Source organism: Gordonia sp. (in: high G+C Gram-positive bacteria) (genome assembly GCF_012515855.1).
Taxonomy (GTDB): Bacteria; Actinomycetota; Actinomycetes; order Mycobacteriales; family Mycobacteriaceae; genus Gordonia.
Window position 1 is genome coordinate 1 of sequence record NZ_JAAYXO010000284.1, and the last position, 14,442, is coordinate 14,442.

Here is a 14,442-nt window from a genome sequence, read left to right on the forward strand (position 1 = left end):
CGTTCGTGCGCGTCGAGGAGGGCATCGAGGGTCTGGTCCACATCTCCGAGCTGGCCGAGCGCCACGTCGAGGTCCCGGACCAGGTCGTCTCCGTCGGCGACGACGCACTGGTCAAGGTCATCGACATCGACCTCGATCGTCGTCGCATCTCGCTGTCGCTGAAGCAGGCCAACGAGGACTACACCGAGGAGTTCGACCCCTCGAAGTACGGTATGGCCGACAGCTACGACGACCAGGGGAACTACATCTTCCCCGAGGGCTTCGACGCCGAGACCAACGAGTGGCTCGAGGGCTTCGACAAGCAGCGTGAAGAGTGGGAGGCCCGCTACGCAGAGGCCGAGCGTCGTCACAAGCTGCACACCGCTCAGATCGAGAAGTTCGCCGCGGCTGCTGCCGAGGCGGAGAACGCTCCGAGCGACTACTCGTCGTCGTCCTCCGACGCAGGTTCGCAGGGATCGTCGTCGAGCTCCTCGAGCTCGACCAGTGGTCCGGCTCAGACCGGCGGTTCGCTGGCCAGCGACGAGCAGCTCGCTGCTCTGCGCGAGAAGCTGTCGGGCGGCGCCTGATCAGCTCGTAGCTAGTTAGACCTGCAGCGCCCCGGAACTTCAGTTCCGGGGCGCTGTTGCATTCGGCAACGTTCGCTCCCTACGACGACGCTCGCTCACCTCCGGAGGTGAGCGAGCGTCGTCGTAGGGAGCGAACGGGGAGCCATCGACAATCCATGCCTTGTTGACAATAATTGTCATTAAGGTGTTGGGTGTTCTGCATGACAAGAACAACGCAACGACACCTCCTCGCTGCCGCAGTCCTCGCCTGCGGGTCACTCATTGCCGGATGCACCGCGGCCGAGGTGACGCACGATGGTCGGGACGGTGGGCCGACCACGGTGGAGGAGCACCGCACCCCCACGCCGCGGTTGGTGATCGCCTACGACGGCGGCCTTCGGATCGTGGACGCCACGACGCTGGAACAGGTCGCCGATCTCCCGAAGGAAGGCTTCCTGCGACTGAATGCGGCCGGTGACTCACGAAGCGTCTTGGTCACCGCCGATGACGGATTCACAGTTCTCGACGCAGGCACGTGGGGCGAGAAGCACGGCGACCACAGTCACTATCGGACCACCGAGCCGAGCTTCACGGGCGCGACCTTCAAGGGCAGTGAACCCGGGCACGTCGTCTCGGACGGCGACCGAACCACGCTGTTCTTCGACGGCACCGGCGAGGTGCGTGTCGTCGACCCGCGGGAACTCGGTGCGGCAGTGGGCTCGCCGGTCGACTACGTCGCCCCGCACCCGCATCACGGCATTGCGGTGGCACGGCCGGACGGCACCATGGTGGTGACGCGAGGGACGGAGGAGGCTCGCACCGGCGTCGCGATTCTCGACACCGATCGAACCGAGGTCGCATCGACATCCGACTGTCCCGGCGTGCACGGGGAGGCCCTCGCGGCCGACGGGGTTCTCACCGTCGGCTGTGAGAACGGGATCGTGATCGTGCGCGGCGGTGAGATCCGTAAGGTGGCGGCTCCGGACTCGTACGGCCGCATCGGGAACCAACGCGGTTCCGGTGTCTCGAGCGTGATCCTGGGCGACTACAAGACCCAGCGGGATCTCCCGGAAGGGCAGATCGAACGACCCACCCGGTTTTCTCTGACCGACACCGCGACGGGCGAGTTGCGAATCGTCGACTTGCCGACCAGTTACAGTTTCCGGTCGCTGGCCCGTGGCCCGAATGGTGAGGCGATGGTGTTGGGCACCGACGGTCGGCTGTACGTCTACGACCAGGACACCGGGCAACTCATCGCCGCGCATCAGGTGATCGAGCCGTGGCAGGAGCCGACGCGGTGGCAGGACGCGATGCCCGCTGTCGAGGTCCTGGGCGACACCGCGTACATCAGCGATCCGGAGAACAACCAGATCCGCGTGGTCGCCATCGACAGTGGACACGAACTCGTTCGCGCCGACGTCGGCGTCCGTCCGGTCGAGACGGTGGTGGTGAGCGGCGGCGCGTGATTCGGCGGTCCGCTCCGCTCTGCAACGTTCGCTCCCGACAACGACGCTCGCTCACCTCCGGAGGTGAGCGAGCGTCGTCGTAGGGAGCGAACGTGACTATCGACTAGCTCGGGTCGACGATGACCAGCAGGTCGCCGTTCTCCACCTGGGCGACGTCTTGGATCGCAGTGCGCGCCACGGTGCCGCCGACAGCCACGGTGATGGCGGCTTCCATCTTCATGGCCTCGATGTGGGCGACGGTGGAGCCGGCTGCGACTTCGTCGCCGACGGCCACGTCGAGAGTCACAACGCCGGCGAACGGCGCGGGCACGTGGCCCGGGTTGGTCGGATCGGCCTTCTCCGCACGGGGGCGGGCGTCCTCGATCGACCGATCACGCACCCGGACCGGGCGCAACTGCCCGTTGATCCAGAACATCACCGTGCGCATGCCCCGCTCGTCGGGGTCGGAGATCGATTCCAGCCCCAGGAGCAGCGTGACGCCGGGAGCGAGGTGAACGTGATGTTCGGTGCCCGAGGTGAGGCCGTAGAGGAACTCGCGGGTGCCCAGCACCGAGGTGTCGCCGTAGGTGTCCGCGTGCTGGATGAAGTCGCGGGCCGGGCCGGGGAACAGCAGCCGCGACAGCGTCTTGCGACGGGTGTCCGAGTCGCCCGCCAACTCCGCGTGGTCTTCGGCGGTCAGTTCGGCGAGCGGCGGCGGGGCCGCAGGCGTGTTGCCGAGCGCACGTGTGCGCAGCGGCTCGGGCCACCCGCCGACAGGCGTCCCGAGTTCGCCGCGGAAGAAACCGGTGACCGAATCAGGCAGGTCGACGACGGTCGGGTCGGCGGCGAACTGGTCGGCGGTGACGCCCGCGCCGACGAGAGCGAGGGCGAGGTCGCCGACCACCTTCGACGACGGCGTCACTTTGATCAGCCGACCGAATGCCTCGTCGACGCCGGCGTACGCGTTCTCGACGTCCTCGAATCGGTCGGCCAAGCCGAGGGCGCCCGCCTGCGCTCGCAGGTTCGAGAGCTGTCCGCCCGGGATCTCGTGGGTGTAGACGCGTCCGGTCGGCGCGGGGATGCCTGCCTCGAACGGACGGTAGAGCCCGCGCATCGACTCCCAGTACGGTTCCAGATCGCAGACGGCGGTCAGGTCGATGCCGGTGTCGCGGTCGGTGTGCGCCATGGCGGCGACCACCGCGGCCATCGACGGCTGACTGGTCCCTCCCGACATCGGTCCTGCCGCGACATCGACGGCGTCGGCGCCTGCGGCCGTCGCGGCGAGGTAGCTGGCGAGCTGGCCGCCCGGGGTGTCGTGGGTGTGCACGTGGACCGGCAGATCGAAGCGCGAGCGCAGGGCGGACACCAGCGTTGCGGCGGCGGGTGCGCGCATCAGACCCGCCATGTCCTTGATCGCCAGGATGTGGGCGCCGGCGTCGACGATCTTCTCCGCCAGCTGCAGGTAGTAGTCCAGCGTGTACAGATCCTCGGCGGGATCGGTGAGGTCGCCGGTGTAGCAGAGGGCCACTTCGGCGACCGCCGTGCCGGTGGCACGCACCGCGTCGATGGCCGGCTTCATCTGGTCGACGTCGTTGAGCGCATCGAAGATGCGGAAGATGTCGATGCCGGTCTCCGCGGCCTCGGCGACGAATGCGTCGGTGACCGCGGTCGGGTAGGGCGTGTAGCCGACGGTGTTGCGTCCACGGAGCAGCATCTGAAGGCAGATGTTAGGCACCGCCTTGCGCAGCCTGGCCAGCCGTTCCCACGGATCCTCGTGGAGGAAGCGGAGAGCGACGTCGTACGTGGCGCCGCCCCACGCCTCGATCGAGAACAAATCGGGGAGATTGGTCGCGACGTGCCCGGCGACGGCGGTGAGGTCCTTCGTGCGCACGCGGGTGGCCAGCAGCGACTGGTGCGCATCGCGGAATGTGGTGTCGGTGATGGCCAGGGCGCTCTGGCTGCGCAGGTCGGCGGCGAACGCCTCGGGGCCGAGCTTCAGCAATCGCTGGCGGGAGCCGCCGCGGATGCTGTGCTCGGGATCCATCATCGGGAGCTTTGTTGCGGGGTCGACGCCGCTGGGCGCCTTCCCGTTCGGCCGGTTGACCGTGACATCCGCGAGAAAACTCAACATCCGGGTGCCGCGGTCGGCAGGGGTGTGCCCCTGCAGGAGTTCGGGATGCTCGGCGATGAAACCGGTGTCGACGGCGCCCGCACGGAACGTCGGATCGTCGAGCACAGCGCGCAGGAACGGAATGTTGGTGGTGACGCCGCGGATGCGGAACTCCACCAGGGCGCGCCCAGCGCGAGCCAGGGCCATCTCGCGGGTGGATCCGCGGCAGGTGAGTTTGACGAGCATCGAGTCGAAGTACGCGCCCACTTCGGCACCGACGGTGGTGCCGCCGTCGAGGCGGATGCCTGCGCCGCCGGGGGACCGGTAGGCGGTGACCCGACCGGTGTCGGGGCGAAAGTCGTTGGCCGGGTCCTCGGTGGTGATGCGGCACTGGACGGCGGCGCCGTGGAGGTGGATCTGGTCCTGCGTCAGTCCGAGATCGGTCAGGCGCGCTCCCGCGGCGACCAGCATCTGGGTCTGAACGAGATCAACGTCGGTGACCTCCTCGGTGACCGTGTGCTCCACCTGGATGCGGGGATTCATTTCGATGAAGACGTAGTCGCCGCTGCCGTCGAGAAGGTATTCGACGGTGCCCGCGCACGAGTAGCCGATGTGCTTGGCGTACGCGACGGCGTCCGCGCACATCCGATCGCGGATCTCCTCGGGGAGGTCCGGTGCCGGCGCCTGCTCGATCACCTTCTGGTGTCGACGCTGTACCGAGCAGTCGCGTTCGTAGAGGTGGACCATGTCGCCCGAGGCGTCGCCGAACACTTGGACCTCGATGTGCCGTGGCGCCATCACGGCTTGCTCGATGTAGACCGCGCCGTCGCCGAACGCCGATTCAGCCTCCCGCGAGGCCTCGTCGAGGGCAGTGGAGAGCAGCGCCGGGTCGTCGACGCGGCGCATGCCGCGACCGCCGCCGCCGGAGACCGCCTTCACGAAAACGGGGAACTTCATCGCTCGACCGGCCTCGACCAGCGACTGCGGGTCGGTAGACGGTTCGGTGGATGCGAGCACCGGCAGTCCCGCGGCCTTGGCCTCGGCGATGGCGCGCGACTTGTTGCCGGTCAGCTGGAGCACCTCGGCAGCCGGCCCGACGAAGGTGATGCCGTTGGACTCGCAGGCATAGGCCAGTTCGGGGTTCTCGGACAGGAAACCGTAGCCGGGATACACCGCGTCGGCGCCAGACTCCTTGGCGACGCGGATGATTTCGGAGACGTCGAGATACGCGCGCACCGGATGGCCGGGCTCGCCGATCTGGTAGGCCTCGTCCGCCTTGAATCGGTGCGGTGAATTCCGGTCTTCGTGCGGGTACACGGCGACCGTCGTGACGCCGAGTTCGACGGCGGCACGGAGAGCTCGGATGGCGATCTCGCCGCGGTTGGCGACCAGGATCTTGCGGAACATGCTGCGGACCTCGATTTGTGCGTTGGTACGGCGGTGGTCTCGATCGGATCAGATTCTGTCTGGATCAGATCAAATTGTGCAGTGTCCGCGACGATAGCGGAGCCAGTCCGCCGGATCCGTGGGATCGACTTGGGGTAGCGCCGCCGGCGTCAGGACTCTTCCTGCTTCAAGTCCTGCACATAGCCTTCCACCCGCCGCCACGATCCCGACTCGTTCGGAACCGGGTTGCCGAGTTGGTCGAGCTGGGCGACCGTCGAGAAGGTCTCGGTGGCCTTGTCGATCTGTGACAGCAGATCGTTGGCGAGGTCGATCTCCGCTTGGAAGTACTTCATCGACCAGTCCAGGCTCATCACCGAGTACGCCCACGAGGGCTCCCGGTCGGCATTCTCGGCGTGCAGACGGCTCTCGTCGCGCAGGGCTTCGAGGTTCGAGATGTGCTCGCGCACCAGATCTTTGAGATGTTCGGGCTCGTTGAGGTGGCCCATCCACATGCGCAGCATCAGGCCGTGCTTGAGGACCGGCTGGTCGACGGGGGCGTCGCGGGACCAGTTCCGGACGGCATGGGTGCCCTGCTCGGTGATCTGGTAGACCCGGCGACCTCGCTCACCGGGCTCGGAGATCACTTCGGAGGTCACGAAGCCGGCCTTCTCGAGCTTCTTGAGCTCGGCGTAGATCTGGCTGATCGACGGGCTCCAGTAGAAGTAGCCGATGCTCCAGTCGGCCCACTTCTTGAGGTCGTATCCGGTCAGCTGCTCGCCGAGCGTCAGCATGCCCAGAACGGCCCAGCTGGTGGCCGGCAACGACGGATAGGTTGGAACCGCTTCGACGGCCCCCGCTTCAGTTCCCGACATACGCCAAGGGTAACAATCGCGGCTTAGCTCGCGGGGTGGGCGTCCGCTGGGTGGGCAGGCTTTTCGGTGGTCGTCGGGTGAGGGCGGGTTCAGCGCAGCGCGCGTCGCCGATCGAGGGTGGAGGCGATGCCGGTCGCGGCGGCGCGCACGGCGTCGACGTGAGCCTCGGGGCGGTAGCGCGACAGCGGTCCGGTGATGCTGATCGCCGCGATCACCGAATTGGTGCCGACCTCGAGGATCGGCGCTGCGACGCACCCGATGCCGACGGCCGATTCCTCGTACTCGAAGGCGACGCCGGATTCCCGGATGGTGTCGAGCTGGCGGGCGAGAATGCCGGGAGCGACGATCGTCCGCGGCGTTCGACGGGGGAGCGGTCCGCTCAGGACCGCGCGTTGCCGATCCGGATCCGTGTGGGCGAGGAGCGCCTTGCCGATGCCGGTGCAGTGCAGCGGCATCCGACCGCCGGTGCGCGACGGCGCCGTCGCCTGACGGTGTCCGCCGATCTTGGCGACGTAAACCACCTCCTGGCCGTCGAGCACTCCCAGATGCACCGTTTCGCGAGTGCGGGCGTACAGATCCTGGAGAAACGGCATCGCGATCTCGAGCAGACTGCGCTCCACCGACGCCAGCATGCCCAGTTCGAACAGACCACCGGAGAGTCGGTAGCCGCCGTCGGTGCGATCGAGCAGTCGCACATCCACGAGTTCGCCCGCCAGGCGGTGGACCGTCGCCTTGTGCATCCCGGTTCGCCGAACCAGTTCGGCCAGGGTCAGCTCGTTGTCGTCGACGGTGAACGCCCGCAGGATGGTGACCACCTTGCCGATCACGGTGGTGCGGTCCACCGACGGTTCGGGGTCGAGACTGCCGGGGTCGGCGGCCGGTTTGTCGGTCATGACCCCAGGTTACCCGCCACCGTCTCGCTGAGTGAGACGGAATGCTTCTCGTGCGACATCCGCACAGTGACGATGGACACCATGACCGAAACCACCGAGAACGCCGTCGCCGAAGAGCAGGCGGCACAGCGACTTCTCACCGCTCTGCAGACCCGTCAGGCGTGCGAACCCGTGCGGGACCTGATCGGACCCACCGACTTGCCTGCCGCCTACCGGGTCCAGGAACGCCTCACCGCCGGCCGGCTCGCGGCGGGCGCCACCGTCGTCGGCCGCAAGATCGGCCTCACGTCGGCGGCCGTTCAGGAACAGATGAGTGTCGACCAGCCGGACTTCGGCGTCCTCTTCGACGACATGGCCTTCGGCGACGGCGAGTTGGTGCCCATGGAGCACCTGCTCCAGCCGAAGGCCGAGGCGGAGGTGGCCTTCGTCCTGAAGAAGGACCTCGCCGACGGTCCCCTCGACATCGCGCAGATCCGCGACGCGATCGACTATGGAGTCGCCGCCCTCGAGGTCTGCGACAGCCGCATCGACGGCTGGAACATCGCGTTCGCCGATACCGTCGCCGACAACGCGTCGTCGGGCGTCTACGTCCTCGGCAACGACCGCCTCACCCTCGACGAGTTCGCCCCGATCGAGGTGGGCATGTCGATGAAGATCAACGGCGAAGAAGTCTCCACCGGTAACGGCGCCGCTTGCCTCGGTGACCCGTTGAACGCCGTCGCGTGGCTGGCGAAGGCCGCCCGCGACTTCGGCGAACCCCTCCGCGCGGGCCAGGTGATCCTGTCCGGCGCCCTGGGCCCCATGCGTCCGATCGAATCCGGCGACGAAGTGACCGTCGACATCTCCGGTCTCGGTTCGGTGACAGCTCGTTTCAGTGAAGGGAACCCCCAATGAGCAAGACGAAAGTAGCCATCATCGGCTCCGGCAACATCGGCACCGACCTGATGATCAAGGTCATCCGTACCGCGAAGCATCTCGAGATGGGTGCCATGGTCGGCATCGACGCGGAATCGGACGGCCTCGCTCGCGCCAAGCGGCTCGGCGTTCCGACCACCCACGAAGGTGTTGAAGGCCTGGTCAAGATGCCGAACTTCGACGAGATCGAGATCATCTTCGACGCCACGTCCGCCAAGGCGCACGAGTACAACGCCTCGATCCTGGAACCGCTCGGCAAGCGCCTCGTCGACCTGACCCCGGCAGCCATCGGTCCGTACGTGGTGCCCGCGGTCAACATCGACGATCACCTCGACGCGAAGAACGTCAACATGGTCACGTGCGGCGGACAGGCCACCATCCCGATCGTCGCCGCCGTGTCCCGCGTCGCGCCCGTGGCGTACGCCGAGATCGTCGCGTCCATCGCCTCGAAGTCGGCCGGTCCCGGCACCCGCGCGAACATCGACGAGTTCACCGAGACCACGTCGAACGCCATCAAGCAGGTCGGAGGTGCCACCAACGGCAAGGCCATCATCATCATGAACCCGGCCGAGCCGCCGTTGATCATGCGCGACACCGTGTACGCGCTCGTCGACGCGCCGGATCTCGACACGCAGGATCAGATCCGCAACTCGGTGGAGAAGATGGTCGCCGACGTCTCCGCGTATGTTCCGGGCTACCGCCTGAAGCAGAAGGTGCAGATCGATCCGATCGCCGAGGGCGCCACCGTCGGCACCCTGATGGCTGCCGAGCCCGAGTCGGCGCCGACCCACCAGGTGTCGGTGTTCCTCGAGGTCGAGGGCGCCGCTCACTACCTCCCGGCCTACGCCGGAAATCTCGACATCATGACGTCCGCGGGCCTGCAGTACGCCGAGCGGATCGCGGCTCTGAAGGCACAGGAGGCCTGACCATGACCAAGATCTTCGTCCAGGACGTCACCCTGCGTGACGGCATGCACGCCCTGCGTCACCAGATCAGCACCGACGATGTGAAGCGCATCGTCAGCGCGCTCGACGAGGCGGGCGTCGACGCCATCGAGGTGGCGCACGGCGACGGCCTCGCCGGTGGTTCGGTGAACTACGGTCCCGGCTCCAACACCGACTGGGAGTGGATCGAGGCCGCGGCCAGCGTCCTCAAGAACGCTCGCCTGACCACCCTGCTCCTGCCGGGCGTCGGCACCGTCGAGCACCTCGAGCGCGCTTGGGATCTGGGCGTCCGCTCGGTTCGCATCGCCACGCACTGCACCGAGGCCGACGTCTCGGCGCAGCACATCGCGGCAGCCCGCGAGATCGGCATGGACGTCTCGGGCTTCCTGATGCTCTCGCACATGTCCGAGCCGGAGAAGCTCGCCCAGCAGGCCAAGCTCATGGAGTCGTACGGCGCACACTGCGTCTACATCACCGACTCGGGCGGCCGTCTGACGATGAAGGACGTGGTCGCACGCGTCCAGGCCTACCGGGACGTGCTCAACCCGGAGACTGAGATCGGCATCCACGCGCACGAGAACCTCTCGCTCTCGGTCGCGAACTCGGTGGTCGCGGTGGAGAACGGCGTCTACCGCGTCGACGCCTCGCTGGCCGGTCACGGCGCGGGTGCGGGCAACTGCCCGATCGAGCCCTTCATCGCCGTCGCCAACCTGTCGGGCTTCGAGCACGGCTGCGACCTCAACAAGCTCGAGGACGCCGCCGACGACATCGTCCGACCGCTGCAGGATCGCCCGGTCCGCGTGGACCGCGAGACCCTGACTCTCGGGTACGCCGGCGTCTACTCGTCGTTCCTTCGCCACGCCGAGACCGCGGCCAAGCGCTTCGACCTCGACGTGCGCGACATCCTCACCGTCTGCGGTGAGCGTCGCCTCGTCGGCGGCCAGGAGGACATGATCGTCGACATCGCCCTGAATCTCGTCGCCGAGCGCGACGGCGAGGAAGTGGCGTAACCACTCGACGAAGGCCGCGTAGTTCTTGAACTACGCGGCCTTCGTCGTATCGGATGAATTCTTCTCAGTGAGCGGCCGGTCGCACATGCACGCGGACCGGCCGTCCGGCGTCCGCGCTCACGTGCAGTCGCTCGTCGTCCGACGACGCCGCGCGCGGAAAGCCTCCGGCCGCCAGGGCATCCGCGACGGAGTCGGCAGCGGCCAGATCGGCGACAGTCGCCTCGATGTCGATCACCGGAACGGCCGACTGCCCGACGACGGCGGTCGGTCCGACGTGCGTGACGGCGGAAGCGTTCGCGCCGAGCAGGGCCCACAGGCGGCCGACGACGCGTTGTCCCAGGATGGCCCACTCGGGGTCGTACGCGACCGCGTCGGTGGGGAGGGTCGCCGCGGTTCCCGACGCGATGTTGTCGCGCAACGGGATCAGCCGCTCCTCCCAGGCCGCGACGGCCTGCGCGGCCAGCTGATCGGGAGTTCCCGAATTGTCGAACCACAGGTCGGCGACGGCACGGCGTTGGTCGTCGGTGGCCTGCGCGGCGATGCGTGATCGCGCGTCGTCGGCATCCATGCCGCGCAGATTCACCAGACGGTCGAGACGGATGTCGGCGTCGGCGTGGACCACGGCGACGAGGTGGTAGAACGGCGCCATGTGGCCTTCCACCAGCAGCGGCACGTCGTGCAGGATCACCGCGTCGGCCGGGGCGGCGTCGGTCAACTCCTGCGTGCGCGCGCCGATCAGGGGATGAGTGATCGAGTTCAACAGCGTGCGACTCTCGTCGTCGACGAAGGCTCGGGCCGCGAGCGCGGCGCGGTCGAGGGCTCCGTCGGCGTCGAGGATCTCGGGTCCGAACGCTTCGGCGAGCTGCGCGAGCCCGGGCGTGCCGGGCTCCACCACCTCGCGGGCGATTCGGTCGGCGTCGACGTGGTAGGCGCCCCGCTCGATGAAGGTCTTGGCCACCGTCGATTTACCGGCTCCGATGCCGCCGGTCAGTCCTACTCTGATCACGGATCCCAGTGTGTCAGACACCGATCGCCGTCGGTGGTCGCGGCGTGGCAGAGAACGGGCGGCGGCCGGGGCCGTGGAATCTAGGTGGGCGAGTATCGCCGTTTCCGCACTGCGGCGAGGGGACGACGCTTTGATGGAAGGTATGCGTACTACGAACTATTTTCCCGTTGTGGTCTGGGTGTTGATCCTGCTGATGATCGTGGCCGCCGCGGTGGTGTTGTGGCCGGGCACGTCCTAGCAGACGATCGAGGGCAGGAAAGTTGATGGATCTGCGCCCTCTCAGGGCGCAGATCCATCAACTTTCTCGGGTTCTACTCGTTCAGTGCGCGAGCTGCGGAGCCTACGCCTCGTAGAACTTCTGTGGGTCCAGCGCGGAGAGAGGCGTCCACCGCGCGACGGTCTCCCGCGGGTTGTCGGCGGCGTCGAGCGCATCGCTGAAGCCGCGGAGCGACAGCGCGATCCGCGGATCCTCGTCGATCCGCCGCACCGTCTCGTACAGCAGTGCCAGCACGTGGACGCATCGCGCTGTCCGAGCTCGGCAGGAGCAGTCGACGACCGCCAGCTCGGGCGGTGCGCCTGCGACGAGTGCATGCACCTCGACGGTCAACGTCGCGGGCCCGGGGGAGACGCCGACCGTTGCTGCGACGGTATGCGCGACATCGCGATCGAGCGGAGCGAACTCCAAGTAGGCGACCGAGGCCTCACCGCCGCGGACCACCGTGCCACGAATGAGCCTGCCCTCGACGCGGACATCAGTCATCGCGTTGCGAGCCAGGCTCCGTGCGCGCGGCAACAGCGGCTCCGGCTTGGTCACGTCCGTCGGCTCGGCGATCCGGAGGAAGTCCCGTCCCCAGGGGGTGTAGCCGAACTCTGCGGTCACCGAACTCATGCCGACTCCTCACGTCGACGGCGGAGTACTTCGAAGAGGCGTTCGTCGGAGAGTTCGGTGAGGACCGCGAGTGCTCCTGCGTCCGCGTCGAGGTCGAGGGCCGACTTGCGGTCGTGCATGGCCGCGATGTGCTCTTCGAGGGTGCCCGCGGTGGTCAGGGTGGTGACCGTGACGATGCGGTCCTGTCCGATTCGGTGGACGCGGTCGGTGGCCTGTGCTTCGACCGCGGGATTCCACCATCGGTCGAAGTGGATGACGTCGGCGGCCCGAGTCAGGGTGAGGCCGGTGCCTGCGGCTTTGAGGCTGGCGACCAGGATGCCGCTGCCGTGGCCGGCCTGGTAGTCGTCGACGATCTGATCGCGCACCGCCCGCGACAGCCCGCCGTGCAGAAACGGAATCGGCTCGCCGAATCGGTCGGCGAAGTACGACGACAACAGCTCACCGGTCTGTCGGTACTGGGTGAAGACGACGGTGGGCGACCCGTTCTCGAGATTCGTCTCGATGATGTCCGCAGTGACGTCGAGTTTGCCCGACCGGCCCTCCACGGCGCCCGCCACCGGGGCGTCGGCGCCGACCAGACCCGGGTGATTGCACACCTGCTTGAGTCGGGTCAGCGCGGTGAGAATGGCACCGCGCCTGGCCATGCCGGTGCCCAAGCCTGCGGTCTCGGTCACGTCGAGGATCGCGTCGTACAGGCGCGCCTGCTCGTCGGTCAGGTCGCATTCGACGTTCGCGTGCAGCTTGGGGCCGAGGCTGGCGGCGACGTCGGCCTTGGTGCGGCGCAGCACATGGCCGGAGATGGCGTCGTGCATGCGTCGCTTGGCATCGGCTGAGCCGCCCTGGATCGGCAGGGTGTACCGGCGCCGGAACACAGCGCGGTTGCCGAAGACGGCGGGGTCCACCAGGTTCAGCAGGGCCCACAGTTCATCGAGATTATTCTCGACCGGGGTGCCGGTCAGTGCGATCCGGCTGTCGGCGGTCAACGCGCGGGCGGCGCGCGAGACCTGGGTGCGGCTGTTCTTCAACGCCTGGGCTTCGTCGAAGACGACCGTCGACCAGGGCTCGGCTGCCAGCATCTCCCCGTGGCGACGCAGGGTCGGGTAACCGGTGACGACGATGTCGGCGTCGATCGTCGGGAGTGGGCCGCCGCGGTAGTCGAGGGCGGCGACGGTCGGGGCCCATTTGCCGATCTCGCGCAGCCAATTCGTCACCAGGCCGGTGGGACAGACGACGAGTGACGGGCCCCGATCGGCGTCGACCAGGTGGGCGATGGCCTGAAGGGTCTTGCCGAGCCCCATCTCGTCGGCGAGGATGCCGCCGCCGGTCGTGCTCACTTCGCTTAGCCAGCTGACCCCGCGGAGTTGATAGTCGCGCAGGTCGGCATCGATGGACGAGGGGAGAGACTCGGCCAGCGCGGTGGTCGTCGCGAAGGTCTGGCGGGCGTAGTCGGCCGAGACCACGGCGTCGGCCGCACCGTTGAGGACGGCGTGTGCGGCGGCAGGTAGGGCGACCTGCGCGGCGGGATCACGGATCACCGCGCGCCATGCGTTCACCGATGCGGCGCCGGTCTCGGGCAGGCCGTCCACGCCGACGATGCGGCAGGCGACGTCGCGCGGCTGAAGCTTCTTCGCGTTCCCGTATCCCTCGGGCAGCGGAAGTCGGATCGAGGTGGTCGCGCCGTCGATGTCGCACTTCGGCGACCAGAGGGCGAAGGCGTGGCGGTCGGTGAGGTAGGTGGCGTGCGGGGCCTCGGGCCGTGAGGTCAGTGCATTCTCCGTTCAGAGCGAGCAATTGCGTATGGTGTACGGAATGATAGCGTACGCCGTATGGAGTTGAGTCGCAACGAACAGAGCGTGCGTCGGACCGTCGAGTTGCTGTGGAGTCCCGACGGGGCGGCTGCTCGATCGGGACCGCGTCAGCGCAGCAGCGTCGAGGAGATCGTGCGCGCAGCCGTCGGACTCGCCGATGCGGGCGGGCTCACGCAGGTGTCGATGCGTGCGGTGGCCGCGGAGGTCGGACTCAAGCCGATGGGGCTGTACACCTATGTGCCCAACCGCGACGTTCTGATTGCGCTGATGGTCGATGCCGTCGCCTGCGAGGACGGACCGTTCGACGGCGCCGTGGGGCTGTCGGACTGTCTTCGCCTGATCGCCGATCAATATCGTGACGAAGTCCTGCGTCATCCGTGGCTGCTGGATGTCCCCGCCTGGCGCCCGGTCCCCGGGCCCGGTTCCTCACGTCGCTACGAGGCCCAACTCGCCGCGCTTGCGCGGTTCGCCGAGGCGGCCGGGGTCGAATTCGACGACATCGAACTCGACGCCGTCGTCGCATCACTGCGCGCGTTCGCGACCGGCAACGCGCGACTACGCCTCGACCAGGCGGCTGAATACAGAGAAACGGGGCTCGACGACGCCCAATGGTGGGCGA

At 67.7% G+C, this 14,442-nt stretch carries 12 protein-coding genes; 6 read left to right on the plus strand and 6 right to left on the minus strand.

Features of this window, described 5'->3' with window-relative positions:
- Both GX543_RS18705 and GX543_RS18710 read left to right on the plus strand, forming a co-directional pair.
- The coding region (locus tag GX543_RS18705; protein WP_290854137.1) for a S1 RNA-binding domain-containing protein at positions 1–566 on the plus strand (566 nt) is incomplete at its 5' end.
- A 200-nt stretch (positions 567–766) separates the two neighbouring features.
- Positions 767–2,011, plus strand: a complete 1,245-nt coding sequence (locus GX543_RS18710; protein WP_290854139.1) for a hypothetical protein — start codon at positions 767–769, stop codon at positions 2,009–2,011.
- Between the two features lie 103 nt (positions 2,012–2,114).
- On the opposite strand, the gene GX543_RS18715 is transcribed toward GX543_RS18710, so the two are convergent.
- The 3 genes from GX543_RS18715 to GX543_RS18725 form a co-directional block, all read right to left on the minus strand.
- Positions 2,115–5,507, minus strand: coding sequence for a pyruvate carboxylase (locus tag GX543_RS18715; RefSeq protein ID WP_290854140.1), 3,393 nt, complete (start codon positions 5,505–5,507; stop codon positions 2,115–2,117).
- A gap of 149 nt (positions 5,508–5,656) precedes the next feature.
- Positions 5,657–6,358, minus strand: coding sequence for a PadR family transcriptional regulator (locus GX543_RS18720; protein WP_290854141.1), 702 nt, complete (start codon positions 6,356–6,358; stop codon positions 5,657–5,659).
- Between the two features lie 89 nt (positions 6,359–6,447).
- Positions 6,448–7,251, minus strand: coding sequence for an IclR family transcriptional regulator (locus tag GX543_RS18725; protein ID WP_290854142.1), 804 nt, complete (start codon positions 7,249–7,251; stop codon positions 6,448–6,450).
- Positions 7,252–7,332: 81 nt separating this feature from the next.
- Between GX543_RS18725 and GX543_RS18730 the strand changes: the two genes are divergently transcribed.
- From GX543_RS18730 to dmpG, 3 genes are read left to right on the plus strand one after another with little or no spacing between them, the layout of a single operon-like run.
- Entirely contained in the window at positions 7,333–8,145 is an 813-nt protein-coding gene (locus GX543_RS18730; RefSeq protein WP_290854143.1) for a fumarylacetoacetate hydrolase family protein, read from the plus strand.
- The gene (locus GX543_RS18735; RefSeq protein WP_290854144.1) at positions 8,142–9,092 is read left to right on the plus strand and encodes an acetaldehyde dehydrogenase (acetylating); all 951 of its coding nucleotides are present in this window, start codon (positions 8,142–8,144) and stop codon (positions 9,090–9,092) included. Before GX543_RS18730 ends, GX543_RS18735 begins: the two co-directional genes overlap by 4 nt.
- 2 nt (positions 9,093–9,094) lie before the next feature.
- Positions 9,095–10,120: a 4-hydroxy-2-oxovalerate aldolase gene (dmpG, locus tag GX543_RS18740; protein WP_290854146.1), complete on the plus strand. Its 1,026-nt coding sequence runs from the start codon at positions 9,095–9,097 to the stop codon at positions 10,118–10,120.
- Between the two features lie 64 nt (positions 10,121–10,184).
- Here dmpG and coaE read toward each other — a convergent pair whose 3' ends face one another.
- From coaE to GX543_RS18755, 3 genes are all read right to left on the minus strand, one after another.
- The gene (coaE, locus tag GX543_RS18745) at positions 10,185–11,126 is read right to left on the minus strand and encodes a dephospho-CoA kinase (protein ID WP_290854148.1); all 942 of its coding nucleotides are present in this window, start codon (positions 11,124–11,126) and stop codon (positions 10,185–10,187) included.
- A gap of 340 nt (positions 11,127–11,466) precedes the next feature.
- The gene (locus GX543_RS18750) at positions 11,467–12,015 is read right to left on the minus strand and encodes a hypothetical protein (RefSeq protein ID WP_290854149.1); all 549 of its coding nucleotides are present in this window, start codon (positions 12,013–12,015) and stop codon (positions 11,467–11,469) included.
- Positions 12,012–13,601 carry a DEAD/DEAH box helicase gene (locus GX543_RS18755; RefSeq protein ID WP_290854150.1) on the minus strand — a complete coding sequence of 530 codons (1,590 nt, stop codon included), beginning with the start codon at positions 13,599–13,601 and terminating at the stop codon, positions 12,012–12,014. The genes GX543_RS18750 and GX543_RS18755 overlap by 4 nt, the downstream gene beginning before the upstream one ends.
- 240 nt (positions 13,602–13,841) lie before the next feature.
- On the opposite strand from GX543_RS18755, the gene GX543_RS18760 reads away from it, so the two are divergent.
- On the plus strand, positions 13,842–14,442 hold a 601-nt coding region (locus GX543_RS18760; protein WP_290854152.1), incomplete at its 3' end, for a TetR/AcrR family transcriptional regulator.

Coding starts and splice junctions, on each gene's coding strand:
- GX543_RS18735 (WP_290854144.1), top strand. CDS start 8,142: ATGAGCAAGACGAAAGTAGCCATCATCGGCTCCGGCAACATCGGCACC.
- GX543_RS18720 (WP_290854141.1), bottom strand. CDS start 6,358: ATGTCGGGAACTGAAGCGGGGGCCGTCGAAGCGGTTCCAACCTATCCG.
- GX543_RS18725 (WP_290854142.1), bottom strand. CDS start 7,251: ATGACCGACAAACCGGCCGCCGACCCCGGCAGTCTCGACCCCGAACCG.
- GX543_RS18715 (WP_290854140.1), bottom strand. CDS start 5,507: ATGTTCCGCAAGATCCTGGTCGCCAACCGCGGCGAGATCGCCATCCGA.
- GX543_RS18730 (WP_290854143.1), top strand. CDS start 7,333: ATGACCGAAACCACCGAGAACGCCGTCGCCGAAGAGCAGGCGGCACAG.
- GX543_RS18710 (WP_290854139.1), top strand. CDS start 767: ATGACAAGAACAACGCAACGACACCTCCTCGCTGCCGCAGTCCTCGCC.
- GX543_RS18750 (WP_290854149.1), bottom strand. CDS start 12,015: ATGAGTTCGGTGACCGCAGAGTTCGGCTACACCCCCTGGGGACGGGAC.
- dmpG (WP_290854146.1), top strand. CDS start 9,095: ATGACCAAGATCTTCGTCCAGGACGTCACCCTGCGTGACGGCATGCAC.